This window comes from Xanthobacter autotrophicus, from assembly GCF_030015065.1.
Lineage (GTDB): Bacteria > Pseudomonadota > Alphaproteobacteria > Rhizobiales > Xanthobacteraceae > Xanthobacter > Xanthobacter autotrophicus_D.
In genome coordinates this window covers 1-23,339 of record NZ_JAIVFN010000076.1, presented here as the reverse complement: position 1 = coordinate 23,339, position 23,339 = coordinate 1, and the positions used below count along the sequence as shown (strand labels likewise).

General features: G+C 60.4%; 22 protein-coding genes and 3 pseudogenes. 10 read left to right on the top strand and 15 right to left on the bottom strand.

Annotated elements, in window-relative coordinates:
• Positions 1 to 133 (bottom strand): annotated as a pseudogene (locus tag K9U40_RS15330) (transposase zinc-binding domain-containing protein); the annotation flags it as partial.
• Positions 134 to 217: 84 nt separating this feature from the next.
• Between K9U40_RS15330 and K9U40_RS15325 the strand changes: the two are divergent.
• Together K9U40_RS15325 and K9U40_RS15320 are read left to right on the top strand one after the other, a co-directional pair.
• Positions 218 to 1,164, top strand: a protein-coding gene (locus K9U40_RS15325) for an IS630 family transposase (protein ID WP_282639122.1) whose coding sequence is annotated in 2 segments (ribosomal slippage) — positions 218 to 557 and positions 557 to 1,164 — 948 coding nt in all. Because the reading frame shifts where the segments join, the coding sequence is not laid out codon by codon here.
• 122 nt (positions 1,165 to 1,286) lie between these two features.
• Positions 1,287 to 2,627, top strand: a complete 1,341-nt coding sequence (locus K9U40_RS15320) for an IS1380 family transposase (protein ID WP_282639121.1) — start codon at positions 1,287 to 1,289, stop codon at positions 2,625 to 2,627.
• Between the two features lie 183 nt (positions 2,628 to 2,810).
• On the opposite strand, the gene K9U40_RS15315 is transcribed toward K9U40_RS15320, so the two are convergent.
• On the bottom strand, positions 2,811 to 3,374 hold the full coding sequence (locus K9U40_RS15315; RefSeq protein ID WP_282891007.1) for a hypothetical protein: 564 nt from the start codon (positions 3,372 to 3,374) through the stop codon (positions 2,811 to 2,813).
• A 207-nt stretch (positions 3,375 to 3,581) separates the two neighbouring features.
• Here K9U40_RS15315 and K9U40_RS15310 point away from each other — a divergent pair, with 207 nt between their 5' ends.
• Both K9U40_RS15310 and K9U40_RS15305 read left to right on the top strand, forming a co-directional pair.
• A complete protein-coding gene (locus K9U40_RS15310) occupies positions 3,582 to 4,076 on the top strand; it encodes a winged helix-turn-helix transcriptional regulator (RefSeq protein ID WP_282891006.1) in 495 nt (164 codons plus the stop codon).
• A 159-nt stretch (positions 4,077 to 4,235) separates the two neighbouring features.
• Entirely contained in the window at positions 4,236 to 4,475 is a 240-nt protein-coding gene (locus K9U40_RS15305; RefSeq protein ID WP_282639116.1) for a hypothetical protein, read from the top strand.
• Between the two features lie 314 nt (positions 4,476 to 4,789).
• On the opposite strand, the gene K9U40_RS15300 is transcribed toward K9U40_RS15305, so the two are convergent.
• Positions 4,790 to 5,266 (bottom strand): rubrerythrin family protein, encoded by a 477-nt coding sequence (locus K9U40_RS15300; RefSeq protein WP_282891005.1) that lies wholly within the window; start codon positions 5,264 to 5,266, stop codon positions 4,790 to 4,792.
• A gap of 233 nt (positions 5,267 to 5,499) precedes the next feature.
• On the opposite strand from K9U40_RS15300, the gene K9U40_RS15295 reads away from it, so the two are divergent.
• The 5 genes from K9U40_RS15295 to K9U40_RS15275 all read left to right on the top strand — a co-directional run bounded on the left by K9U40_RS15295 (position 5,500) and on the right by K9U40_RS15275 (position 9,314).
• Positions 5,500 to 5,778, top strand: a complete 279-nt coding sequence (locus K9U40_RS15295; protein WP_282639176.1) for a PepSY domain-containing protein — start codon at positions 5,500 to 5,502, stop codon at positions 5,776 to 5,778.
• A 3-nt stretch (positions 5,779 to 5,781) separates the two neighbouring features.
• Complete coding sequence (locus tag K9U40_RS15290) at positions 5,782 to 6,405, top strand: cytochrome b/b6 domain-containing protein (protein WP_282891004.1); 624 nt, start codon at positions 5,782 to 5,784, stop codon at positions 6,403 to 6,405.
• The gene (locus tag K9U40_RS15285; RefSeq protein WP_282891003.1) at positions 6,380 to 7,087 is read left to right on the top strand and encodes a response regulator transcription factor; all 708 of its coding nucleotides are present in this window, start codon (positions 6,380 to 6,382) and stop codon (positions 7,085 to 7,087) included. Before K9U40_RS15290 ends, K9U40_RS15285 begins: the two co-directional genes overlap by 26 nt.
• On the top strand, positions 7,084 to 8,460 hold the full coding sequence (locus K9U40_RS15280; protein WP_282639111.1) for a sensor histidine kinase: 1,377 nt from the start codon (positions 7,084 to 7,086) through the stop codon (positions 8,458 to 8,460). Before K9U40_RS15285 ends, K9U40_RS15280 begins: the two co-directional genes overlap by 4 nt.
• Positions 8,461 to 8,870: 410 nt before the next feature.
• Positions 8,871 to 9,314: a hypothetical protein gene (locus K9U40_RS15275; protein ID WP_282639110.1), complete on the top strand. Its 444-nt coding sequence runs from the start codon at positions 8,871 to 8,873 to the stop codon at positions 9,312 to 9,314.
• A 138-nt stretch (positions 9,315 to 9,452) separates the two neighbouring features.
• Here the strand turns inward: K9U40_RS15275 and K9U40_RS15270 are convergent, their stop codons facing one another.
• Entirely contained in the window at positions 9,453 to 10,106 is a 654-nt protein-coding gene (locus K9U40_RS15270; RefSeq protein ID WP_282639108.1) for an OmpW/AlkL family protein, read from the bottom strand.
• A 345-nt stretch (positions 10,107 to 10,451) separates the two neighbouring features.
• Here K9U40_RS15270 and K9U40_RS15265 point away from each other — a divergent pair.
• Positions 10,452 to 10,694: pseudogene (locus K9U40_RS15265) on the top strand (IS3 family transposase); the annotation flags it as partial.
• Between the two features lie 73 nt (positions 10,695 to 10,767).
• Here the strand turns inward: K9U40_RS15265 and K9U40_RS15260 are convergent.
• The 11 genes and pseudogenes from K9U40_RS15260 to K9U40_RS15210 all read right to left on the bottom strand — a co-directional run.
• The gene (locus tag K9U40_RS15260) at positions 10,768 to 11,148 is read right to left on the bottom strand and encodes a DUF779 domain-containing protein (protein ID WP_282639107.1); all 381 of its coding nucleotides are present in this window, start codon (positions 11,146 to 11,148) and stop codon (positions 10,768 to 10,770) included.
• Between the two features lie 177 nt (positions 11,149 to 11,325).
• The gene (adh, locus tag K9U40_RS15255; protein WP_282639106.1) at positions 11,326 to 12,843 is read right to left on the bottom strand and encodes an aldehyde dehydrogenase; all 1,518 of its coding nucleotides are present in this window, start codon (positions 12,841 to 12,843) and stop codon (positions 11,326 to 11,328) included.
• 97 nt (positions 12,844 to 12,940) lie between these two features.
• Positions 12,941 to 14,599, bottom strand: a complete 1,659-nt coding sequence (locus K9U40_RS15250) for a TCP-1/cpn60 chaperonin family protein (RefSeq protein ID WP_282891002.1) — start codon at positions 14,597 to 14,599, stop codon at positions 12,941 to 12,943.
• A 747-nt stretch (positions 14,600 to 15,346) separates the two neighbouring features.
• Complete coding sequence (locus tag K9U40_RS15245; protein WP_282639104.1) at positions 15,347 to 16,348, bottom strand: 2Fe-2S iron-sulfur cluster binding domain-containing protein; 1,002 nt, start codon at positions 16,346 to 16,348, stop codon at positions 15,347 to 15,349.
• A gap of 326 nt (positions 16,349 to 16,674) precedes the next feature.
• On the bottom strand, positions 16,675 to 17,244 hold the full coding sequence (locus K9U40_RS15240; RefSeq protein WP_282639103.1) for a hypothetical protein: 570 nt from the start codon (positions 17,242 to 17,244) through the stop codon (positions 16,675 to 16,677).
• 13 nt (positions 17,245 to 17,257) lie between these two features.
• Positions 17,258 to 17,662 carry an MmoB/DmpM family protein gene (locus K9U40_RS15235; protein ID WP_282891001.1) on the bottom strand — a complete coding sequence of 135 codons (405 nt, stop codon included), beginning with the start codon at positions 17,660 to 17,662 and terminating at the stop codon, positions 17,258 to 17,260.
• Between the two features lie 24 nt (positions 17,663 to 17,686).
• Entirely contained in the window at positions 17,687 to 18,910 is a 1,224-nt protein-coding gene (locus K9U40_RS15230; protein ID WP_282891000.1) for a methane monooxygenase, read from the bottom strand.
• Positions 18,911 to 18,975: 65 nt separating this feature from the next.
• The gene (locus K9U40_RS15225) at positions 18,976 to 20,562 is read right to left on the bottom strand and encodes a methane monooxygenase (protein ID WP_349237818.1); all 1,587 of its coding nucleotides are present in this window, start codon (positions 20,560 to 20,562) and stop codon (positions 18,976 to 18,978) included.
• 867 nt (positions 20,563 to 21,429) lie between these two features.
• A pseudogene (locus tag K9U40_RS15220) lies at positions 21,430 to 21,735 on the bottom strand (transposase); the annotation flags it as partial.
• A gap of 176 nt (positions 21,736 to 21,911) precedes the next feature.
• Positions 21,912 to 22,493 (bottom strand): tetratricopeptide repeat protein, encoded by a 582-nt coding sequence (locus tag K9U40_RS15215; protein ID WP_282639100.1) that lies wholly within the window; start codon positions 22,491 to 22,493, stop codon positions 21,912 to 21,914.
• 109 nt (positions 22,494 to 22,602) lie between these two features.
• Positions 22,603 to 23,339, bottom strand: a 737-nt coding sequence (locus tag K9U40_RS15210) for a response regulator transcription factor (RefSeq protein WP_282639099.1), incomplete at its 5' end; no start/stop codon positions are given.

The following is a 23,339-nucleotide window of genomic DNA, read 5'->3' as shown; positions in this document are numbered from 1 at the left end:
CGGCCACCGGTGCCGGCAGCGTGAACACGACGTGGAAGTAGGTTACCGGGAGCAGCTCAGCCTGGCGTGCGGCCAACCGCTCTGCCCGAGCCGTTCCTTGGCACTTCGGACAGTGCCGGCTAGCTAGAGCGTTTTCCTCGCGTTTTGATTCGGCTGGGATTCCCAAATCAGCGGCGTTCTGATTCGAGCTTCGTGTCGGAGAGGGAGGCCGACATGCATGGCCAGGACGCTGTCTTTGGACCTGCGGGAGCGGGTGGTTGCCGCCGTCGAGGGCGGGATGTCGCGGCGGCAGGCGGCCGAGCGCTTCGGAGTGAGTATCGCCAGCGCCGTGCGCTGGTGCGCCAGGGTACGGGAAACCGGAAGCGTCGCGGCCAAGCCGCGCGGCGGTGACACCCTCTCCGCCCGGATCGAGGCGCAGGCCGACCTGATCCTGAAGCTGGTGGAGGAGACAGGCGACATCACCCTGATGGAGCTTCAGCATCAGCTGGCCGCCCACGGGCACCGCTTCGCCATCGGCACGCTTTGGCGCTTCTTCGACCGTCACGCCATCACTTGGAAAAAAAGACCGCGCACGCGGCCGAGCAGGACCGCCCCGATATCCTGAAACAGCGCCAAGCCTGGTTCGACGGCCAACTGGACCTGGACCCGGAGCGGCTCGTCTTCATCGACGAGACCTGGGCTTCCACCAACATGGCGCGCCGCCACGGCCGTTGCCGGCGCGGGAAACGCCTGCGGGTCGGCGTGCCGCACGGCCACTGGAAGACGACCACCTTCGTCGCCGGCCTGAGATCCACCGGCATGGTCGCACCCATGGTACTCGACGGCCCGATCAACGCCGTGGCATTCCAGGCCTATGTGGAACAGGTTCTCAGTCCCGAGCTTTCGCCAGGCGACATGGTGGTGATGGACAATCTCGGCTCCCACAAGGGGCCTCAGGTCCGCGCCGCCATCGAGGCTGCCGGCGCCGGTCTGCTTTATCTGCCGCCCTACAGCCCCGACTTCAATCCCATCGAGAAGGCATTCTCAAAGCTCAAGGCGCTCCTGCGCAATGCCGCCGAGCGCTCCGTCGCCGGCCTGTGGGACGCCATCGGTCGCCTCATCGACTGCTTCACGCCAAAGGAATGCCAGAACTTCTTCATGGCCGCAGGATATGAGCCATTATGAGCGGAAAACGCTCTAGCCCGCATTATGCAGCGCAAGCAGGCGGATGCAGCTTAACGAGCTGATTTCGTGTATGATTTGGTTGTCGACGCCAATCAACGCGATTTCAAAAGGCCACACCCGCCATGATTGATCCGATGCTGCCGTTGCCAGGCCTGTCACCTGTTTCCGGCAAGCCTGTCGTCGCCAAATTCGACGGCGGATTGTTGTCGTCGGACAGCGGCGTGCTGGTGTTGCGCGAGGTCGAGCAACGTCTTCGCGTCGCCGAACGCATGGCCGCCTGCATTGTCGATCCGCGCGCGCCGGAGCAGATCACGCACACGCTCGCCGACATCATCCGGTTTCGCCTGCTGATGATCGCCGCGGGTTACGAGGACGGCAACGACGCCAACAGCCTTCGCGTCGATCCCGTCTTCAAGATGGCGCATGATCTTTCGCCCTCAGACCGCGATCTGTGTTCGCAGTCGACGATCTCGCGTCTGGAAAATCTGCCCGACGCCCGCGCCCTGCTGCGCATGGGCCACGCCATGGTCGACCTCTATTGCGAATCGTTCACGCAGGTCCCCAAGCGCATCACCCTCGACATCGACGACACGTTCGACGCCGTCCATGGCGGCCAGCAATTGCGGTTGTTCAATGCGCACTATGACGAATACGGCTTTCAGCCGATCGTCGTGTTCGACGGCGCCGGTCGCTTCGTCACCGCCATTCTGCGTCCCGCCAGCCGGCCCAGCGGCAAGGAGATCAGGGCCTTCTTGCGCCGCCTGTTGCTCGCCGTTCGCAGCCATTGGCCCAAGACCGAAATCCTGCTGCGCGGCGATAGCCATTATTGCACGCCGGAGACGATCGACTTCTGCCGCGCCAACGGTCTCGACTTCGTCTTCGGCGTGGCGCCGACCTCGACGTTGCGAGCGCACATCCTGGCCCTCAAGGCCAAAGCGACGGCGACGTTCGAGGCTACGCCCAAAAACGGCAAGGTTCGACGCTTCAAGGAGTTCCTCGACGGCGCACAAAGCTGGAGCCGCGTCGAGCGCATCATCGCCCGCGTCGAGGCCAGCGCGGACGGACCCGATACGCGCTTTGTCGTCACCAATCTGACGACCCGCAACGCGCGCAGGCTTTACGAGGACGTGTACTGCCGACGAGGTCAGGCCGAGAATCACATCAAATCCTGGAAGACGCATCTGGCGGCGGACCGCACGTCCTGCATGAAGGCCAGCGCCAACCAGCTGCGTTTGTTCCTGCACGCCGGCGCCTACTGGTTGATGTGGGGCTTGCGCCAGTCAATGCCGCGGCGATCGATGTGGCGCGTCGCGCAGTTCGACACGCTGCGCCTGCGGCTGATCAAGATCGCCGCGCGCGTCGTCGAGATGAAGACGATGATCAGGATTCATTTGCCGACATCGTGCTGCGGACAGGACATCTTGCGTTTCGCACTCGAAAAAATCCCGCGCCTCGCCACCTGAGCGGCGCGGCGCCACGCCCCGAAAACCAAACCTGTCCCGTCAACCCGCAAACCCTTCCTCTTCGAACTCTGGCCACGCCGCCGGTGACGGAAATGCGCGTCGGTGTGACCAAAAACTCTCGATCGCATCACCCAAAAACTGCGCCGCAAGCGGCACAAAGCTCAAAGCGCTGCATAATGCGGGCTAGGCAAGGGCGTCTTTCGCCGCTCGCATGCCGACAATCAGAAAGATCGCCGAGCCTGCAGCGATCACAAGACCCAGCAGTTGGCCCGCGTCGGCGCCGAACAGGCAGATCAGCGCAGCACCGACACCGAGCAATCCGACGGCGATTCCGAGGAACGAGATCGCGCGCGATGAAAACGTTCCACTCCGGATCAGCACTGGCCCGAACAGGAGCAATGTCCCCGCTCCGAAGGCGAAGGTTCCCGAAATGAACAGAGCATCGGAGAAACTCTTGGTCGCGACAAACCCGGCCTCCGAAGTGCCGCTCGAAGCGGCCGCCACCAAAGTTCGTCCAACGAGCGCGTCGACACTGACGAAGATGATGTTGCTGAGCGCGATCCCGAGCCATCCCGCCGCCTTGATCGGCTGCCCGCGCAGTACGAGACCAAAGGCGACCATCATTGCGGCCGCAGCGAAGATGACATCCCCCGTCAAGCCCACCACGCCAATCCACCACAGCTGCATGCCGTCGCTCGCTCTCAGGGCTTCGAGCGCCTCCGGCAGCCGCGCCGTCACCACGGGCATCGTCGCCGCCGTGGGCGACGCCGCATTAGAGTCCGCTGACGACGGCAATCATGACTGCGCCGAGCACCACCCCGGCGCCGCCAATCCGGATTGCGGCGCTGGCGGCATCTTTCGTCTCGACCTGCCTGCCTTCGGTCATGGCGCTTGTCCGAATTCTAAAATAGTTGCAGACTGAGACTATAACTGCAATAATTCCAACGTGCAACCGTGCCAGGAAAGACCGATCTCGCGACGTTCAACTGCTCGCTCGCCCGCGCGCTCAATGACGTTGGCGACTGGTGGACACTCCTCATCATTCGCGACGCATTCCTGGGGGCGCAGAGGTTTTCCGAGTTTCAGCGCAGCCTTGGCATGGCGCGAAATACGCTGTCGGATCGGCTCGAGCGCCTCTGTGCGGCTGGGGTCTTGCTGCGAGGCGGCGCGTTGGCGCGCCCGATCTACAGCCTTACGGAGAAGGGCCGCGCGCTTGCTCCGGCATTGGTCGCCCTTCAGCAATGGGGTGACCAATTCGCCTCCGAGAACCGCCCGCCTGTGGTGGTGACGGACCAATGTGGTCGCCGGTTGCCTAGGGTCAAGCTGGTTGACAGAGATGGCGCGGAGGTCGGCCCGGAGGATCTGCGTTTCAGGCCAGGTCCCGGCGCCGACGAGCGCACGCGCGCTCGATTTCAAGCAGCAAAATCCGTTCGGAAAGAGCTAAAGTGATCCGTAGCTGCCGAAGGCGCTACGCCAAGCTCGATTTAAGTGTGCGCCACCTGGTGGGACGAGACATGCGCCCGATCTCGCGAAAGTGGTCACTGCGCCCGGCGGGCTCGGAAGGCATTCTGCATGCCATCGAGCATGATGTTGAAGGATGCGTCTCTCATGGCTACGAAACGCGTTCAGGAGATTTGTGCCGTGCTGGTTCGGCTGGCTGCGCCTGACCTTAGTCCGAAGCAGCTGTTTGATGCGGTGCGACAGGAATTCCCTGAGGCCACACGGAAAGAGATCGTCAGGGCAGCGTTCATGGCAGTCATCACCACGGCGGACGTCGACTGCAATAAAGCCCGAAAGCTTCAGAGTTTTGCGTTGGCGGAGCGGCCAGTGGCCGGCACCGAGATATGAAGGATCAGCGATGATCAAGCGGCTCCGACACCGATGGTAAGCCGGTAGCGGCTGGGCACCGATCGGTCGCGATCGTGCCGGGCGAGGCGCCGGTTGCGCCGAACGCCCCGCTCAAGGCCGACGACGTGCTGTTCCGTATTGATCTTGCTCCGGGCGGCGTGTCGCGTTCGTCAGAAGGTGTGGATTGCAGAGGCCGTCGCAGGCCGCGGTATTTAAATCTATCCTTCAAATAAATGATCCGTCTCAATATGTCATTATATATTGATGATAATTTATACGAGCGGCGCCATGATATATGACGCCGCTCAATTGGTTCACTTTCCAGCGCGCAGCTTCTCGGCCGCGGCTTTGTAGGCCGCGTAGTGGTCGCCTTCATCCGCCGCGATCTGCCGGAACAGTTCCGCGACCTTTTTGTCCCCCACCGCAGCCGCCTGCTTGGCGAAATTCACGTACATCTCGGTGTTCTCGTAGCGCTCACCCGCCGAGGCGTCGAGCAGGTTTGCCTCGTCGGTCTTGACGAGGCCAAGGGCATCGGCCTCGCGGGCAAAATGCTCGTTGGCCTCCACATTGGCGCTCTCGTCGAACAGCTTGGCGATCTCGGGATGGCCGCTCTTGCGCGCCTGCTCGGCATAGGCCTGGTACTTCAGGTTCGCGAAGGCTTCACCGTGCATGGCCGCCTCCAGATTCTTCTGGGTCTGCGGGTTCAGCGTCTCGGCCGAAAAGCCAGGGGCGGCGGCGAGCGAGGCGCCGACGAGCGCACCGGCGACGAAAAGGTTGCGAATGATTGTCATGGATCGGTCTCCCAGGAAATCAAGGTGTCGCCCAGCGGAGCGGCGACCTCCTCAATAGGCGCGCGACCTGACCAAGTCCTGACGACGATAAGTATTCGAACGCATTCATCCTGGGTGTTGTCGTGTTCGGCGCGCCATTGCTTCTCGTCAGGCTTTTGTCAGCACCACTCTTTAACAGAAGGCACCGAGCGAGGCCGGCCCCGTCCCGTCTCCCAGAGCATGAGGTGAAGCCGATGTATCACAATGTACTTCTGACCACCGCCGCCGGTCTGTGCCTTCTCTCCTCCGCCGCCCTGGCCAGTCCCACCTGCACCAGGGAGCCGCAAGAAAAGTGGCTGAGCGAGGAGGTCATGAAGCAGAAGATTGCCGAGATGGGTTTCAAGAATATCAAGGTGTTCAAAAAGACAACGTCTGGATGTTACGAGATCTATGGCTACAACAAGGACGGCAAGAAAGCAGAGGTATATTTCAATCCAGTGACCAGCGAGATCGTCGAGAACAACGTGGACTGAGTCATGTCCTCCCCATATCAAGCGCCCACCACCTCTCGCACCGTCGCTGGACCCGCGGGTGCGGGCCCGGACACTGTGCCGGTGTGGGATCCGCTGGTGCGGCTCTTCCACTGGACGGTGGTGCTGGGCATCATTTTGAACAGCTTTGCGCTGGAGGGCGGCAAGAGCGCCCATCGCTATGTCGGCTATGTCATCGCCGCGGCGCTGGCCGTGCGGATCGTGTGGGGCGTCATTGGCAGCCGTCACGCCCGCTTCTCCAATTTCGTTACCTCGCCATGGGCGGTCCTGTCCCACCTGCGCGCCGTCGTCGCCCGTCGCGACCGGCGGTATGTGGGGCATAATCCGGCAGGCGGGGCCATGGCGCTGGCGCTCATGGGCCTCATCACGCTCGCCTGCCTCACCGGGTGGATGCAGACTCTCGACATCTTCTGGGGCGTGGAATGGGTGCAGGAGGCGCACGAGATCACGGCCAATCTTATTCTCGCCATGGCGGCAGTGCACGTGCTCTCGGCGATCGCCGAGAGCGTGGTCCACCGGGAAAACCTGCCTCTCGCCATGATTACGGGGCGCAAACGCCACGCGTCTGGAACGGACATCGACCATGCGGGTCCTGCTCGCCGAGGATAATCCCCGCTTCGCGAACCTGATCGCGGAAGGTCTGGAAGCGGAGGGCTTCGTGCTCGACCGCTTCGGCAGCTTGAGTGCCGCGCGCGAGAGCGTGGCACTCGACCGATACGACCTTTTCCTCATCGATCTCGGCATGCCGGACGGGGACGGGATCGATTTCGTCCGCGCCGTGCGGCGCGCGGGCAACACGACGCCCATCCTGGTGATCACCGCCCGCAACGGCCTTGGCGACCGGGTGGGAGGTCTGGATTCGGGCGCTGACGACTATCTGGTGAAGCCGTTCGACATGCCCGAGCTGGCGGCCCGCTGCCGTGCCCTGCTGCGCCGCCCCGGCGGTTGCCTCGGCACGACCTTGAACGTCGAGAACCTCGAGTTCGATACCATCGCGCGGGAGGTGCGGATTTCCAGCCGGGTGATCCATGTGCCGCCGCGCGAGTGCGACCTGCTGGAACGCCTTATGCGCCGCGCCGGCCATGTGGTCAGCAAGGCCAGCCTTGAGGACACCATGTACGCCCTTTCCAGCGAGGTCTCGCCCAATGCTTTGGAGGCGGTGGTTTCCCGCCTGCGGCGACGCCTGGCCGCCGAGAAAGCGCGGGTGGTCCTGCATACGGCCCACGGCATCGGCTACATGCTCGCATCGGCGGCGCAGACAGGACGGGTGGAACGGGGCGCCCCGCGATGACGCATGGCCCGGCTTCCGGCACGCCCCGCACGCTTTTCTTCCGCCTTTCGGTCCGACTTGCCTTGGTGGGGCTCGTGTTCCTGGTGGTGGAGCTGGCGGCCGTGGTGTGGATGTATGTCCGCAACCCCAACGAGCTTGACCAACTGCTGGTGACCGCCGAGGCGGATCGCATCGCCGGCGACATTCCTCAAATGCTGGTCGATGGCGCGGTGCCTGAAGCGCTGCGCCAGCCGATCGCGGCGGGAACGCGCCGCGCCTTCCTGATCCATGAGCTCGGGGGCGGCGTCATCGCCCGCTTTAATGACGGCGACCTGAAGATCGCTGACGAGCCGCCCGCCTCGTTCCTGGTGATCCGTACCCAGCGGGAAAGCTGGGGCCAGCGCTTCCTGCTGAGCGGCACCCGCCGGGTCGCAGTGGAGCAGCATCCGTTCTGGATCACGGTGGCCATCTTCGGCCACGGCTTCCAGCCGTTCGTGCCGGTGATTTTCAATGAGATCCGCTTTCACGTGATCTTTCCGCTGCTGCTGCTGTCTTTGATGTTCTTGTTGTTCAACTTCTCCGTGGTGCGATCGACCTTGCGTCCCCTGCAAAGGACCATCACCGCGATCAACGCCATCGACCCCGCCCAGGTTGAGACCCGCATAGAGGCGGAGGCCTCCTCCCGGGAGGTTGCGGCGCTGGTGAGCGCGGTGAATGCCATGCTGGAGCGCATCGAGCGCTCGGTACGCGCACTGAAGGATTTCGCCGGCGACGCCGCCCATGAGCTGCGTACGCCGCTCGCCGTGATGATGCTCTCCATCGGCAAGCTGCCGGACAGCCCGGAGAAAGCCAAGCTGGAGGTGGATGCCCAGCGCATGAAGCGGCTGGTGAACCAGATGCTCGACATGTCCCACGCCACCGCGCTGGAGCTTGACCCGGACCGGCGCGCCGATCTCGCCGCCATCGCCCGAGAGGTGGTGACAGAACTCACCCCGCTGGCGTTCGCGCGCGGGCACTCCATCTCGTTTATGGATCAGGGCGCTGTGGCGGTGCACGGGCATGGCGAAGCCATCGGCCGAGCGCTACGCAATCTGGTGGAAAACGCCCTGACCCATACCCCTGCGGGCACCCGGGTGGAGGTCACCGTCGGCCCCGGCCCGCAGCTCGATGTGCGCGATCACGGGCCGGGCATACCGGAAGACCGCAGGACCGAGGTTCTGCAGCGCTTTCGCCGCCTTGACCGGAGCCAGCCCGAAGGCGCCGGGCTGGGGCTCGCCATCGTCTTCACCATCATGACGCTGCACGGCGGCGTGGTGCGGATCGAGAATGCCCACGGGGCCGGCGCGCGCATCCGTCTTGTCTTTCGGGAAAGCGGTCCAGTGATGCGGGCGTGAGGCCTCATGCGTCCGACGCCCTTCAATCTGACTCAGAGGCGACCATTTGCCCATTGCGCTTGACGCCCCATCTAGTTTAGAAATTTTCTAAAATATGACGCGACTGACCAAGTCTGGAATGGAAGATGGACGCCCGGGAAATTACGGCGAATCTCGAACGGGCACTGGCGGCCACTGTGCCGTCGAATGGATGCAGCGACCCCGTATGCACGCATCAGCCGTTTGACCGCTTGGCGATAGTGCGGATCGTTGTCGCCGTGCTCGGTGCAGCCGCCGTTTGGTTCAAGGTGTACGAACCCGTTGCCTCCGTCAGCATCGTTGGTCTTGTCGCCCTGGCTTATGCCGCCTGGCCGATCTTGAGCGAGGCCATCCGGAATCTGCTGGCTCGCCGGATGACCATGGAACTGTCCATGAGCATCGCCATCCTCGCCGCCGCCGCCATCGCCGAGATCTTCACAGCTCTGGTGGTTACGGCGTTCGTTCTGGTGGCGGAGGAACTGGAGCACCTCACGGTGGCGCGTGGGCGCAGCGCCATCCGCGACCTGGTGGACTTCGTGCCCAAGACGGCCAAGGTAAGGCGCGACGACCAGATCCTTACCTTGCCGCTGGAACAGGTGGTGGCGGGCGACCTGGTGCTGGTGAGCCCCGGGGAGAAGGTGCCCGTGGACGGGGCGGTGGCCAGCCGCCATTCCTATGTGGACCAGTCACGCATCACCGGCGAATCCATGCCGGCGGAAAAGGCTGAAGGCGCGCCAGCGTTCGCTGGCTCCATCAACCAGATGGGGGTCCTGGAGATCCGGGGCGAGCGGGTGGGGCGCGACACGAGCTATGGCTCCTCGCCCTCGTGGTGGTGATCGTGCTGGACTCGCTGGTCGGGAGCTTCTGAGGGCGCGGCCGAAACCCACATGTCGCGCTGGTGGATGCCGGACGGAGCGGCATCCACGGAATCGAACCCGGAGAGAGGCCGCTGCTACAGACTCTTCGCCTGCCAGCTAAAAGCGGTAGCTAACGCCCGTGCCTATTAGCCAGGGGTTGAGGTCCGCGGTGCCGGTCAAGTGGCTGCCCCCAACCACGACATCAAAGTTTGGCTTTACAAAAACTTTTTTTACGTCAACATTAATTCCCCAGTGTTGATCAATCATAAGGTCAAATCCCGCCTGTAACGCAAAACCCCATGCGTTTTTCACGTCGAGACCGGCGACATTGTGCTCGCTTTGATTGTAAAATACTGTGTAGTTTGGTCCAGCGCCAACGTATGGCTTAAATTTGCCAAATCCATCGAAATGATACTGGATGGTCACTGTAAACGGTAGGATCCACACCTCGCCCACATCCAAGCCGGCAAGAGAGCCTTGACCATAGATCGTATGTGCGGTCGTTCCGACGATGGTTTCAACAGCGAAATTTTTATCAATGAAATAAGAAATATCTAATTCCGGGACCACCATATCAGAATAGGAGAGATCCGAAAAGGGTACACCATTAACCAAGCCGCCGTCTTCCGGCAACACATAGATGGCCCGCACACGAAGAAGCCAGGGATTCCAGGTGTCTGTCGCCGGCGTCTTGACCGCAGACGGGAAGTCCGCTGCGCCTGCCCCGTCGGAGAGAAGGGCGAGAAGCCCGGCCACGGAAGTCAAGTACATTGCATGTTCGAGACATTTCTGCCACCTGCAATCAGGGAGGCTGACTTTTATCATTGGATGCCCTCGCTGTTTCCATAGTCATTTGTTGTTTGGCTTGACATTGAAGAACATTTAGACTTGCTATAATTTCGCTGAGTTTCGGCTTTGCCCCAAAATGGAGATGACGCTCCGAAACCGTCTCCAAATCGACAGCTCATCCCCTGCCTTCCATCGCGGTCGAAAGTCTCCTATCGCTTCAATAGCCAATATAACTATTTATAGAAGAGCCACAATTGTCAAGCAAGCGCTTTGCGACGACGGTTTTCCTTCAGACTTAGGTAGAGTTCGTCGATGACCGCCGCGGACATCTCGCCATCCAGGACCTACAAGGGAGATTGCTTGAACAATGCGCCCACCGAGAGCATCCTCCACACCCCGAAAACCGAGCGGGTCCGTCATCGCCTTTATGCCTCAAGGGCCGAGGCACGACGGAAACTATTCGGCTACATCGAGGGCTTCTACAACCCCACCCGGAAGCACGCACGGAACGGGATGCTGTCGCCAATCGAGTTCGAACGGCAGCACAAAGCCAAAGCCGAAGGCGTCTAGAAAACTCGGGGCGGTTCAGGTGGTGCTTTGATGTGTTGCTTCAGGATCGGCGACGAAGGTAAATGAATCCACCTCATCTCGAGACGCGATCGACCCTACACATCTCGTCTCCGGAAAAGGTTCGCGAACGGGCCAGAAAACGTCTCTCTGTACCGTTATCGAGTGAAAACATGCCGCCTCGACCTGGGACGACGTCGATGATGAGCTGCGTGTGACGCCAACTCTCAAATTGGTCGCCCCCAATATAGACAGGCGTACCATCAATCTCGCCCAAGAGCACATCCCGATCACCGACGATGAAATCGCCGCGCGGGTAGCACATGGGCGAAGAGCCGTCGCAGCAGCCACCTGACTGATGAAACATCAAAGGGCCGTGCTGCACCTTAAGCTCGCGGATCAGCGCGCGGGCAGTATCGGTGGCCGTCACCAGCTCTAGATCGATCTTGTCGGTCATATCTGATTCTCCGGTGACAGCTTACTGAACAGAGCCCGGCAGAACGATCGGGGTCTCGCCCCACCGGGCAGGATAAAGGCGCCCCCAAGGCCGCGCCTTTATCCATGACCCCGGCCCGCTTAGCTTGCGTCGCTAACTAAGCGGACACGTGCTCTCTTTGTTAAGGTGAGAGAACGCTCAGAAGAAGCCGAGCTTCTTGGGCGAGTAGCTCACCAGCAGGTTCTTCGTCTGCTGATAGTGATCGAGCATCATGGCGTGGTTCTCGCGGCCGATGCCCGACTGCTTGTAGCCGCCGAAGGCCGCATGGGCCGGATAGGCGTGATAGCAATTAGTCCACACGCGCCCGGCCTGGATCGCACGGCCCGCCCGATAGGCGCGGTTGCCGTCGCGGGTCCACACGCCGGCGCCGAGGCCGTAGAGTGTGTCGTTGGCTATGGCGAGCGCCTCCTCATCGTCCTTGAAGGTGGTCACCGAAACCACCGGGCCGAAGATCTCCTCCTGGAAGATCCGCATCTTATTGTGGCCCTTGAACACGGTGGGCTTAACGTAATAGCCGCCAGCGAGGTCACCGGGCAGCGCACTGCGATCGCCGCCAATCAGCACCTCGGCACCTTCCTGGCGACCGATGTCGATGTAAGAAAGGATCTTCTCCAGTTGCTCGGAGGAGGCCTGCGCGCCGATCATGGTAGTGGGATCGAGCGGGTCGCCCTGTTTGATGGCGGCGACGCGGGAGAGCGCCTTCTCCATGAAGCGATCATAGATGCTCTCATGGATGAGGGCGCGGCTCGGGCAGGTGCACACCTCGCCCTGGTTGAGGGCGAACATGACGAAGCCTTCCACCGCCTTGTCGAGGAATTCGTCGTCCTGATCCGCCACGTCGGCGAAGAAGATGTTGGGTGATTTTCCGCCCAACTCCAGCGTCACCGGAATGAGGTTTTGGCTGGCATACTGCATGATGAGCCGGCCCGTGGTGGTCTCGCCCGTGAACGCGATCTTGGCGATGCGGTTGGACGAGGCCAAAGGCTTGCCCGCTTCCAGGCCGAAGCCGTTGACGATGTTGAGCACGCCGGGCGGCAGGATGTCGGCGATCAGCTCGGCGAGGAGCAGGATGCTGGCCGGGGTCTGCTCGGCCGGCTTGATCACCACGCAATTGCCTGCGGCAAGCGCAGGCGCCAGCTTCCAGGTGGCCATTAGCAGGGGGAAGTTCCACGGAATGATCTGCCCCACCACGCCGAGGGGCTCGTGATAGTGGTAGGCCACCGTATCGTGGTCGATCTCGGAGATGCCGCCTTCCTGGGCGCGGATGGCGCCCGCGAAATAGCGGAAATGGTCGATGGCGAGGGGGATGTCGGCAGCCAGGGTCTCGCGGATCGGCTTGCCGTTGTCCCAGGTTTCGGCGCGGGCGAGGAGGTCGAGATTGTCCTCCATCACCTGGGCGATCTTGTTCAGGAGCAAAGCGCGCTCGGCGACACTGGCTCGGCCCCAGGCCGTCTTGGCGGCATGGGCGGCATCAAGCGCCAACTCCACGTCGGCGGCCTCCGAGCGGGCGACCTCGCAAAGAAGCTGACCATTCACCGGGGAGTGGTTGGCGAAGTAGCGCCCGCTGACCGGCTCGGTCCACTGGCCGTTGATGAAGTTACCATAGCGCTCCTTGAAAGGCGCGGCGGTTGGACGAACGAATTCAGGCTTGTTCATGGTTTCTCCCTCAATCTCTTTCACTTTGGCGAAATTGCCCCAACATAAAGGACCGCGCTGGCTGCAACCCTAAAGGGCCGCCGGGGCGAGCTTAGCCCTACATTACCTCCCGGGTGGCTGCCGCCTCTTCCGGCGAGAACCCGATATCCACCGGCGACTTGACGAGCAGCGCTCCTGTCCGACAAATCATCTCGGCGAGGCTTGCAGCGCAATCTACGACCTTGATCGCGAGTTCAAAAGGATCGGCAATTCCAGCCGCCCATAGATCAACTTCATTGCCCGTTGTCGCATCGATTCCAGCCCAAGGAAGTCCGGACCAGCGTCCAAGCGACTCGCCCCCCGCCGTCTCGCCGCCAGCATTTCGCAGAATCACTTTTTGCGGTTTAGCCAAACCTTCTGCAAGCGCCAATAACCCGCTCTTGACGCCCGGATCGACCGATATTCGAGCCCGGTCCCGAAGTCTACGGGCCGCTACCGATAGTCCTGTACCTCCTCCTGGAACTGCTCCCCCTCGCAGCAACACGCGTGTCACGCCGATTGCCTTGTTTGCCAACGCAAGTCTGTATTTAATTGTAAGGTCATTACGCCCGCCGATGGAAATCTCCGCGTACTTTCCTTGAAGAAACCTGATCCTATCTCCTGCTGTTTCCTGCAAACCCATCTTGGAGGTGAACGATTTGGTCTTGTGTTCGTGGAAAGCGAGTTGTGCGCGTACTTCGTGGATGCGCTGACGCAGAGCCTCTTCGCTCCCTTGACCCCCTCGAATCAGAGTGGACCTTTCATCGATAAAGATTCGCTCGCACCCACCAAGATCGCCGGCGACAAGCGTGGCTAACGAGTCACCTCGTCCCTCAAGAAACGCCCGAGCCCCCGTCAACACTGCAAGATCGGCCACGAAGTCGCTCAGCGTCTCGCCGTAGGCAGGCGCCTGCACCGCTGCACAGCGAACGCGCCCGCGGGCATTGTTCATGATTAGACCTGCCCGCACGTTTTCATCAAATCCCCCCGCAACCACCACAATAGGCCGTTCCTTCTCGGCCGCCACCGCTAACGCTGGTGCAATCGCCCCAAAGTCGTCCAGCACCCGGTCAGTCAGCAACACCAGCGGAGCGTCAAACTCGACGCGCATGCTCCTCTTGTCGGTAACAAAAGCCGACGACAGATACCCCTTTTCGTAGCGGGCGCCCTGAACAATCTCCAGACTATCTTCGATGGTATCGGCAATCTCTGCGCGAACATCTCCTTCGGCACCGACCTCGCGGAAGGCGTCGCTGACGAGAACTGCAATTGCCCCTTCGCTAAAGACCGCGTTCGGGAGAATCCTCCTGATACGATCTACGGTCACCGGTCGCCGCAAATCTTCTAGCGCAGCACGTGCATCTTCAACGCCTAGCCGCAATCCTTCGACAATCGATTTAGGCTCAACATAAGCTGCGAGAGCCCGAACTACGGCTTCAAGAACCGCGGCCGTCGCGACAAGCGTTCCGCTAACTCCATCGCCAAAATCGCGTTCAATTTCCTTCCCAAGCAGCGCGAGCAATTTGCGCCCGACCTCTTTTTCCGGCTCCCGATATTCGATTGCACGGCAGATCGCCGAGCCATCCTTAACAACATTGGGGGTCAGCTTACCAACGTGCTCTATGAGAACGGTGCGCCCACACGGGCCGAGGGAACTCGCTGCCGCTTTGGCAAGATCGCCCATCCCCCCCAAAAGCGCCCGCGAAGCTGCCGAGTTATAACATACGATGCTGCTCAAGGTCGTGGCCCCTCTGCACTGAGAAGTCTCGGCGCGATAGCTTCCCCACTATCAACGCTGCACATGACGAGGGAGGTTCGTCCAGCTTTTGCCCGCATCGCCGCAAGTCGTTCCAGCCTGCTCCATAGATTCACTAGATCGCGTTCGCGATATGTGGCGCCCGACAATAGCTCGTTGATCTCTTCGGTTCCTCGGCGCTCAGTGGTCCTCAACTTCCAAAGTTCGCTGACGCGATCGACTCCGAGGCAGCTCTTCAACTCTACTTCTCTTCGCTGAAGACTATTCCATGCGTCGTCGAACGAAATCGCGAGGTCCTTTAGAAAACATCGCACCTCTCTATCGTTCCTCGGCTCTGCTTCCCTGTCTTTCGTTTCGTATCGCATGATTGCCTCACGCCGTTAGGGTTTGCTCCCCACTTCAGACTGCCAACCGTTTTCTCGAAACCTAACTTTTCATGACTCCCCGCCCCGCCGCAACCCTCAGATGCTCGAGCCTACGGAGCTTGGCCCAGACCGCCACAAGCTGCCTTTCCCGGTAGGCAGCTCTTTGAAGGAAAGCCGCAGTTGCGTCGCTGTCCGGTTCGGAAAGCCAGTATTCTCGTAGCTCCTCAACCCTCTGCTCGCCTATCGCGGCCGCCAGACGATCCTGCGTCTCGCGGGTTTCGCGCAGCGACTCATCCAGCGCGCACGCGACTTCCCGCATGAAATTGCTTGCCGTAGAGTTCTGAAGGGGGCCTACGCGTCTCATTTAGCCTGACGCCAAGAATTTCTCGCTGAACACACGGTCCGACCGCACTCCGCGAGCGTGACAAATCTCCTCTACGAACCGAACCATCGGTCCCGGTCCGCACACGTAAATATCGGGCTTTTCCCCAGTTTCATTGAGTATTACCGACAACACCTCGCCTACGTTACCGACGCGGCCAGTCCATTCCGGATCCGGCGTTTCGAGCGAAAGTTCAAGCGACAGCGCTGGCAGAGCCCCAGCCAGGGCCGCCAGTTCCTTCGCGTAAAAGAAGAATTCCTGGCTGCGCATCCCAAAAATCAGTCTGCAGGGTGCTGGATCGTTGGCTTCGGCCATCCCTCTGAGCATGGAAACCAGGGGAGCCAAACCGGTGCTGCCGCCGACGAAGTAGCGCGGACTCACACTGGCGTGGACCTGAAACTCTCCGTAGGGACCCTTTATCTCTACGACTTGCCCGACCTTCACTCTTTCTCGAAGGTAATTGGAAAAGACGCCGTCCTCAAGCAAACGCACCATCAATTCGACTCGCCCACTTCCGTCAGGGATATTGGCCATCGAATAACTGCGCCACTCGCCAGTTCCCGGTACTCGGAGCTTTATATATTGCCCTGGAGTCCAGCGAAAATCGCGAGGCTTGCCAAACTCGTCTCGCAGTTCCAAGAAAATTGAGACCACATGTTCCGTGAACCGCTCGATCACCGCGATTCTTGCCTCGTAGATCTCCTCGATCCGGGACGTGCCGAACGAAACGCGGTCGAGTCCGTATGGTAGTTGAATTTCCAGATCCGACCGCGGATACGTCTGACAAAGTAATGTAAAGCCCTCGTCTTGATCTTCAGGCGGCAAAGAATAAACACTTACACCTCTGCCCAACTCAAATTCGCCATCTGAACAATGCACTCGGCAGGTCGTACAAATCCCTTTGTGGCACTCCGAGAGCAGAATGATATTGTTCCGCAACGCCGCGGAAAGGACGTCCTCGGCGTCATCGCACTCGAATTGCAAGTGCTCTCCGTCCTCAAGCGTCGCTCTAATCAGGTGCATAAGTTTCCCCCTAAACGGCCGATTGCGGCCTGTTGGTCTCGGAGTTTTTGTCAAGGCTCCCGAAGACGCGTATCATTGATTTCACGGCTCGCCACGCGGCGGCTTCGCTCAACGCGGCTCCTTCGTGAACCACGTCGTCTCCACGCAAGATCTGCCATTGCCAAGCAAAACCAAAGTCCGTACACACGCCTCGAAAGGCTGTTTCCGCGTTCTGCTTTTCCGACAATGGTAGATCAGCCGTTTCGCCGTTGTGCATTTGCGCCTCCGGGATATCGCTTGTTGCCGCGTCAGGTCGTTTCACCCGTCATCGCGTTCCCGTGCCCCTCGACAAGCACACGAAAGCCTCGCTTGGCGCGCCATTCGGCGACGTCGATGGCCGAGATATCCGCGACCTTCGCCCTGGTCTCGAGCAACCGCTTGCTTAAGTAGCTGTCGAGTTCGAGCCATGCGTTGACCGGCATCACAGGAGGTTTGAACTTGCGTCGAAATTCCGCAGCCAAACCTTCTAGCGTGAATTGACATTCGCCAGCGGCGTCAATGCGGTGGCGCAAATCACGGTAAACATCTGCCGCCGCAGCGCCACACACGCACCTGTCGAGCAAATCCTTACCGTGAAATTTCTCGCTTTTGAGCGAAGCGACGCGCCTTTCGGCCTCCGCTTCGATCCACAATGAGTCGTACTCCAAATCGTACGTCTCGCGCTCGGTCCCGACGTGCTTGGTGCGGATCTCCGTCAAAAGCGCTACCGCTTCGTCGAGATTGCTGAGCCCTGCGATGCGGTCCCGCCAGCTACGACGCGTATCATTGTCGTATAGACTGCGGTCTCCGTCGCGTAGGCAGTGGTTCGTGAACGCCATTTTGTTTCCTTCCCTATACCAACGCTTCATCGAGCCCGACAAGCTCCGTCGTCAGCGTGAACACGTTACCGGTAATGAATGCTCGACCAACGGTCGAGGACACGTTTACCAGGAAGTCGTAAACATTGTACGATCGCCCCATGATATCCGCCACTATATCTACATCAATGACAATTTGCCCATCGGCTTTGATCCAGTAGTAACTAGCGTGATCTTCCACCACGATTGATGGATTCGACTTCTTTTGCTCCCCAAGGATGATGTCGTCGACGACGACTTCCATTTCCTCACTTTTCATTAGAACTAGTACAACATCACGCGATTCCTTGACGGTCATGTTTTTTTCATCAAGGAATTCGTCGATAAACGCCTGCCCATTTTTAGAGTTCAGGCCCTCGCTCGATCCACGTTCGCTCATGCCGGTATCCCCTTCGCCGTAACATCACGAAATAGGTTGAATGGACTTCGTAGCGTCAGATCGATACGCCAGCGCTGGGTCCATGCCGCTCATCACTTCGGCCACCAAACCGGCGACATCCGCCTCGTATCCAATCAGGTGAGCGAAGTCGGTCGCCCAATCCTGCATGACGCGCTCAACGCCTTCCTCTACGACGCTGCGCCCTGCGATTTTCTCGGAAGCATTCGGAAGTTGAGCATAGATTCCGACAAATCCTCTAAGTCCTGCGAGGGTGACCGGAAGCCATTTGTCAGTCCAGGCACGTATCACCGCCCGGTTGTGCAACCCGAAATCGGGATCGTTCGCAAGATTGTCTCCGAACAGCCGCCGCACACCCCCCTTGGCGGTTTGGGCGTAGCCGCTCGCCTGACTTAGAAACCAAGGCGTGATGTTATCGCCATACGCTGGCGCGATTCTCTGAAAGAACTCCCGCCGAACGAACTGCCCGTAAATAGCATCAATGATCGCATGCGACGCCCAAAGGATTTCTCCCCAGTCATACGTGTCGCCCCAAAGGCGTTCGACCGCCTCGCGAATGCCGGCATAGATCGGGCTCTTGGTCCACACTTCTTTCGCCCGCACCAAGTCGGCGTCGAAGTTTTCTATCTGCTTGCTCAGAAACACGCGCTCTGTCTGCACCATCTGCGCAGCGTCATTCTTATCAAATGCTGTTAGAGCAACCCAGGTCTTTACGAAATCCGAAATAGAATCTTTCGTGGCTGATGAATGCGCGTTGAACAAACCGTATTCGTAAAAAGTCAACGCCCCAAAATCGACATCGAGGAAACCAATCCAGTCACGTTCGATTAACCGAACAAGCCCCTCAGAGGAAGCCGCTTTCATGAACCGGTCTGCAGTGCGCCCATCTTCCGCCTTGGCCTTGACCGCGGGATAAAACCAGCGGCGATCGGGATCCCGAAATTTGAACCAGTCGCGATTGATGACCTCCGTGGTTTCGTTCGCATAGGCGCCACGGCCGCCGGCATGCTTTTGCTGATACTCACCGACCTCAATGCCGCCGCCCGCATAGTCGGCGCTCTGCTGCGCATAGGCCGTCAACTGCTCATACTCGGTCAACCGCTTGCCTTCCGGCACGACATAATAACTCATTGTGCGCTGCTTCTCCAGCGGCTCCGCTGGCGAAACTTTCCGGATTTCCATGATCCGCTCGGGTTCGAACGCCGCCCGAATTGACTGCCCCTGCTTCATCTTGGTTTCCTCTCTTCAGATCTGAGCACCGGCGCCGCCTTTGACGGCGCCGGTGCAGTTCCGCGTCAGTGCATCTTCAGAGGATTCGGAATCTTCATCCCAATTCGCTGAATGTCATCAATGGTCCACATGTTGTCCGAGCGCAAATGGGGCTGCGCTATCATTGTCTTGCCGTCACTGCGCAATCCGCCGCCTGCGCGGATGACCTCGGAAAGTTCCCACCCCTCAAACTGAGTGAGGAAATCCTGCGCCTCGTAGCGCTCGGGCTCGAGCAGGAATTGTTGCTCGCCATAGGTGTCCGAGAAAGCGTAACGCCGGCCATTGCGCTCCAGGATGCGAAGATCGCACGCACCCTTCGCGAGCTTCGGACAGAACGGCACGCCAGACACGTGGTCCACATAGGGAATGTAGCCATTCTCGATCAGCCAAGCCGACGGCAGAAATCCGCTCTTCGGATCTTCAAAGCCTAGCTTACGCCATTCGTCATAAATGCGCCCGTAACGGTCGTACCAGCCAGGATAATTCTCCTCGAACCAAGCCATGTCGACTTCGTCTGGAAGCTCATGCCGCCAGTGGTGCAACGGCCAGAGGGCATACGCGAGAATGGCGACATCATGGTGCGACCAGACGGCGTCCTGCTTCGCCTCTCGCAGGCTGGGCGGCGATGTGACTCCATACTTGGCCAAGCGGCCAAGCCAGATCCCCGCCCAATCTTCATACACCCACCGATTCCAAGTCTTATACCACGGCTCCACCTTGTATCTGCTGAAATATTCGAACAGATAGCCCAAGATCGGCGTGAAGTATTTCGTCTGAGTCCAGAAAGCGTTATTGAGGTCGGTGTTGAGATGCAGCTTGGCTTTCGGGTCATTGATCACAGACACGATCGTCTGATACCCGTTCGCCATGTGGCGCATCTCATCGGTCTGGATCGACGTAAAGACGGTCGGCGTAATTTCATCGCCGTTTGTGGCGGCCCACTCCGTCAAAGCGACGATCAACGGATTAGTGTAGCAAGCCTCAGCCACCAACTGAAGGTTGATGGAACATTCGACCGGATCGCCGGCATTGAACCCGTCGCCGAACGCGCGCTTGATCCCTCGGAAGGCAGGGCCAACGCTGCGCAACTGACGAGGATTGTTGTGCCCGGCAGCGTCAGAGCCGTGTTTCGAAAAGTAGTGATTGACGTAGGCCGTCTGGTTGCTGTGCCGAATTTCGTCGATCACCTGGGCGAGATATCCATTTTTCTGCTCGGGAGACTGTGCGGAGTCCCAGAGCAAGGCGGAGCCTGCGATCGCATTGTACTCACCGCATTCCAGAAAGTTGGCGAAAACCTTCATCGCTTCCGCCCATCGGGGATGGACCCGGTTCGCGGCGTCGAGACGGTCGAGCCCATCGAGCAGGGTTCCGAACTGCCGCTCCTCTTTAATTGCCTCCATCCGAGCATATTCTTTAGCGGTAAGCTTGAACTGTTCCTTGGTCAAATTCGCCATTTCATACTTCGTGCCGTATTTTGTACGGTTTTTTTCAAACTCCCACTTGAAATCCATCAGATAGCGATGGACTTCCTGAGCCTCGACCGAAGTCGGCGCGCGGACTGCGCGCTTCGTATTTTCCATAATGCTGTGGCCGCTCGGCTTTACTGATTGCATTCTTAGTCCTCCTGCATCCCTGCTATGACCCACGCTGGCCGCGCTCTGCGGTCTTGCGCGATTGCTTCCGCCATGTCGGAATCTTCTGGGAACCGCCCAAGCGAGTTCGCCCAGCGTCACTACGCGGGCCCCTAACGCATCAGAGCGGCCGTGAGCGCCTCAATTAGCTTGCGTTCATCCCTGCGCCCTAAATCTGTTTAGGGCTGCTTTTTTTTCCATTTTTTGCGCGGGTTGAACCCTGCGCACTGGTAGTTTGCACGAAAGAGCCTTGACGGATATTGCCTAAAGGTACAGTTTCAGCGCGTTCGCAGCAAGATACGTGAATGAATCGGAACAGGCGGTAAGCGGCCATGGTACAGACGGCCTGCGCCTTCCTCGACGCTCGCGATACCGAGCGTCTCGAACGGATCATTTCCGACCTCAGCGCGACATCCACCACAGAAACCATCTCAGATAGGTGGATGTGAAAGCAAGCCACGCCTCGTTCGGTTGACCTTGTTTATTTCCAGATCCTTCGCGCCGCGAGTTACGCACCTCTCGTCCCGGGCGGACACCTCGAAGAACCGGCTAAGAGCCCTTCTCTGATTGGGGTCGTTGAGGTCAAGCTGCTCGTTCTGGTCGCCCCGTCTTGGCTTCTCCGGCTCGTGTCGCCCCATGGGTCACACGCTTCTCTTCGCGGTCGGCGCTGGGCCGCCGCATGATGGGGTCAGGAGGGCGAGGCGTCTCAATCTGTTTCACGACCTTGGGTTTGCCCAGGTTCTGGACTCTCAACGAGATCGCCTTGCCCATCGTCCCCACGGGAACGATCCGGTTCACCCTTGCGGGGTCATGCGTGGTGTCTGGCCCTCCCGTTTCGGCTCTGCGGCGTCATGCAGCGGCCGTGGCTCCATTGGCGGGGTCTTTGCCCCAGCGGAACTGCGAACCGTCGCTCCACATGCGGTGGAGGATGACGGCGAGCTTGCGGGCGACCGCGACGCGGGCGCGGGCCATGCCGCGATGCCTGGCGATCTTCATTCCCCACGCCCGCAGGCTCGACCATTTCTGGCTCCTCACGAGCAGCGTATGCGCCGCCTCATAGAGCGCCGTGCGGGCGAGTTCGTCGCCGCATCGGCTGATCTTGCCCTGGATGTCGGTCTCGCCCAACTGAAAGCGCGCCGGTGTCAGCCCGACCCGGCGTCCCGAGCTTGAGGCCGGCCTCAGCGGTGCCTAAAGCCCCCACGTTCTGCCGGGCGTCGGCCATTTCCCGCTGCGGAAAGTCCCCGACGCAGTGCTCGAGCGCCTCCCACCTTTCCTTCGGGCGCCGACGGGAGGACACTTGGCGCCGTTATCTGCGGCGATGCCGACCCGCCCTAGAAGACAGGCTTACGGTAGCGCGCCTTGTCGGCATCCGGCGTCACCAAATCGGGATCGTAGCCGTTCTCGATGAGCCTGCGGGCCGTTTCGTCTCCGTGCTCGGCGGCGCGATCAATGTAACGGCGGCCGAGGAGGGGATCACGCGCGACGCCGTGTCCGCGCAACAGGTCGAGACCGAAATTGAGCTCTCCCACGGAAGAGCCCAGTTCGGCGCTGCGCCTGTCCCACTCCGCAGCGGCTGCCGGGTTGGACGGGTGCGTATAACCATTCTCCTCTATCCAGGCCATCCACGGGAGAGCGCCCGTGACACCCTTTTCGGCGCAGTAGGCGAAGATGCGCTCGGCGTAGACGTGCATTCCCGCTTTCGCTGCCTCGTATCCGGCAATGCAGTCGAAATTGGTGGCGCGCTTCTCCTCAATGCGGCGCATCACGGCGTCCATGGAAAATTCCTGCGGATTGAGCACGCCGTGGTCATCGACGACGGTATCGCCGGCGAAGGCCTCCGATGCCGAAGCCGCTAGAACGAAACCCAGCAGGGTCGCCCGCAGAATGAGCGCGTTCGCGCGTCTAAACATCATCGCGTCCTCCTCGTCATGGCAGATGAAGGGATGTTACACGTGCGCTGGCATCGGGATGTCAGGCGCAAGTCTGCCGATTTCAAGAAATATGCACGACGGGTGGGTCCTTCTACCCGTCGAAGCGATAGCCGAACCCGTGCACGGTGCGGACGATCCGCGGGTTGGCCGGATCGTGCTCGATCTTCCGGCGGAGCGCCGAGATGTATTGATCCACCGCCCGACTGTTCGGCATGTAATCCCGTCCCCAGCAGAGGTCGCAGAGGTCGTTGCGTGAGACGACCAGGCCCTTGCGGTCGTGAAGGATCCTGAGCAGCGTCACCTCGCGTTTGGTGAGGTCGATGCGCCGCTTGCCCCGGTAGGCGCGCAGTTCCTCCGGCGCCACCTCGATGTCGCCGAGGATGAAACGGGCCGTGGGCGGGGGCCGCGCTGGGGAAAGCGCGGCGCGGCGCAGGAGCGCGCGGATGCGCGCCAGAAGCTCGCGCGCGCCGAACGGCTTCGTCAGAAAATCGTCGGCGCCGTATTCGAGACCGAGCACCCGATCGGTCTCCGTGTCCCGCGCGGAGAGGATCAGAATCGGTAGGGCCGGGTCATGCTCGCGGATCTTCCGGCAGAGGGCGAAGCCGTCCAGTTTCGGCATCGTGACATCGACGATGGCGATGGCGATGAGCGGCGCGTGATCGCGAGCAAGCGCCAGCGCCGTGTCCCCATCGGGCGCGGAAAGACAGGCGAAGCCCTCCAACGCCAGAAGCTCGGCGAGGCCCTGGCGGAGGTTCTGATCGTCCTCCGCCAGAAGAACGCTTTGGGGCGGGTGGGACACTGTGCGGCTTCCTCCCACCCCCTCAGCCC

Coding starts and splice junctions, on each gene's coding strand:
- K9U40_RS15285 (WP_282891003.1), top strand. CDS start 6,380: ATGCGGGTCCTGCTCGCCGAGGATAATCCCCGCTTCGCGAACCTGATC.
- K9U40_RS15305 (WP_282639116.1), top strand. CDS start 4,236: ATGGCTACGAAACGCGTTCAGGAGATTTGTGCCGTGCTGGTTCGGCTG.
- K9U40_RS15225 (WP_349237818.1), bottom strand. CDS start 20,562: ATGCAATCAGTAAAGCCGAGCGGCCACAGCATTATGGAAAATACGAAG.
- K9U40_RS15215 (WP_282639100.1), bottom strand. CDS start 22,493: ATGATGTTTAGACGCGCGAACGCGCTCATTCTGCGGGCGACCCTGCTG.
- K9U40_RS15235 (WP_282891001.1), bottom strand. CDS start 17,662: ATGAGCGAACGTGGATCGAGCGAGGGCCTGAACTCTAAAAATGGGCAG.
- K9U40_RS15315 (WP_282891007.1), bottom strand. CDS start 3,374: ATGCCCGTGGTGACGGCGCGGCTGCCGGAGGCGCTCGAAGCCCTGAGA.
- K9U40_RS15280 (WP_282639111.1), top strand. CDS start 7,084: ATGACGCATGGCCCGGCTTCCGGCACGCCCCGCACGCTTTTCTTCCGC.
- K9U40_RS15270 (WP_282639108.1), bottom strand. CDS start 10,106: ATGTACTTGACTTCCGTGGCCGGGCTTCTCGCCCTTCTCTCCGACGGG.
- K9U40_RS15230 (WP_282891000.1), bottom strand. CDS start 18,910: ATGAAGCAGGGGCAGTCAATTCGGGCGGCGTTCGAACCCGAGCGGATC.
- K9U40_RS15295 (WP_282639176.1), top strand. CDS start 5,500: ATGTATCACAATGTACTTCTGACCACCGCCGCCGGTCTGTGCCTTCTC.
- K9U40_RS15320 (WP_282639121.1), top strand. CDS start 1,287: ATGATTGATCCGATGCTGCCGTTGCCAGGCCTGTCACCTGTTTCCGGC.
- K9U40_RS15290 (WP_282891004.1), top strand. CDS start 5,782: ATGTCCTCCCCATATCAAGCGCCCACCACCTCTCGCACCGTCGCTGGA.
- K9U40_RS15275 (WP_282639110.1), top strand. CDS start 8,871: ATGAGCATCGCCATCCTCGCCGCCGCCGCCATCGCCGAGATCTTCACA.
- K9U40_RS15240 (WP_282639103.1), bottom strand. CDS start 17,244: ATGGCGTTCACGAACCACTGCCTACGCGACGGAGACCGCAGTCTATAC.
- adh (WP_282639106.1), bottom strand. CDS start 12,843: ATGAACAAGCCTGAATTCGTTCGTCCAACCGCCGCGCCTTTCAAGGAG.
- K9U40_RS15300 (WP_282891005.1), bottom strand. CDS start 5,266: ATGACAATCATTCGCAACCTTTTCGTCGCCGGTGCGCTCGTCGGCGCC.
- K9U40_RS15260 (WP_282639107.1), bottom strand. CDS start 11,148: ATGACCGACAAGATCGATCTAGAGCTGGTGACGGCCACCGATACTGCC.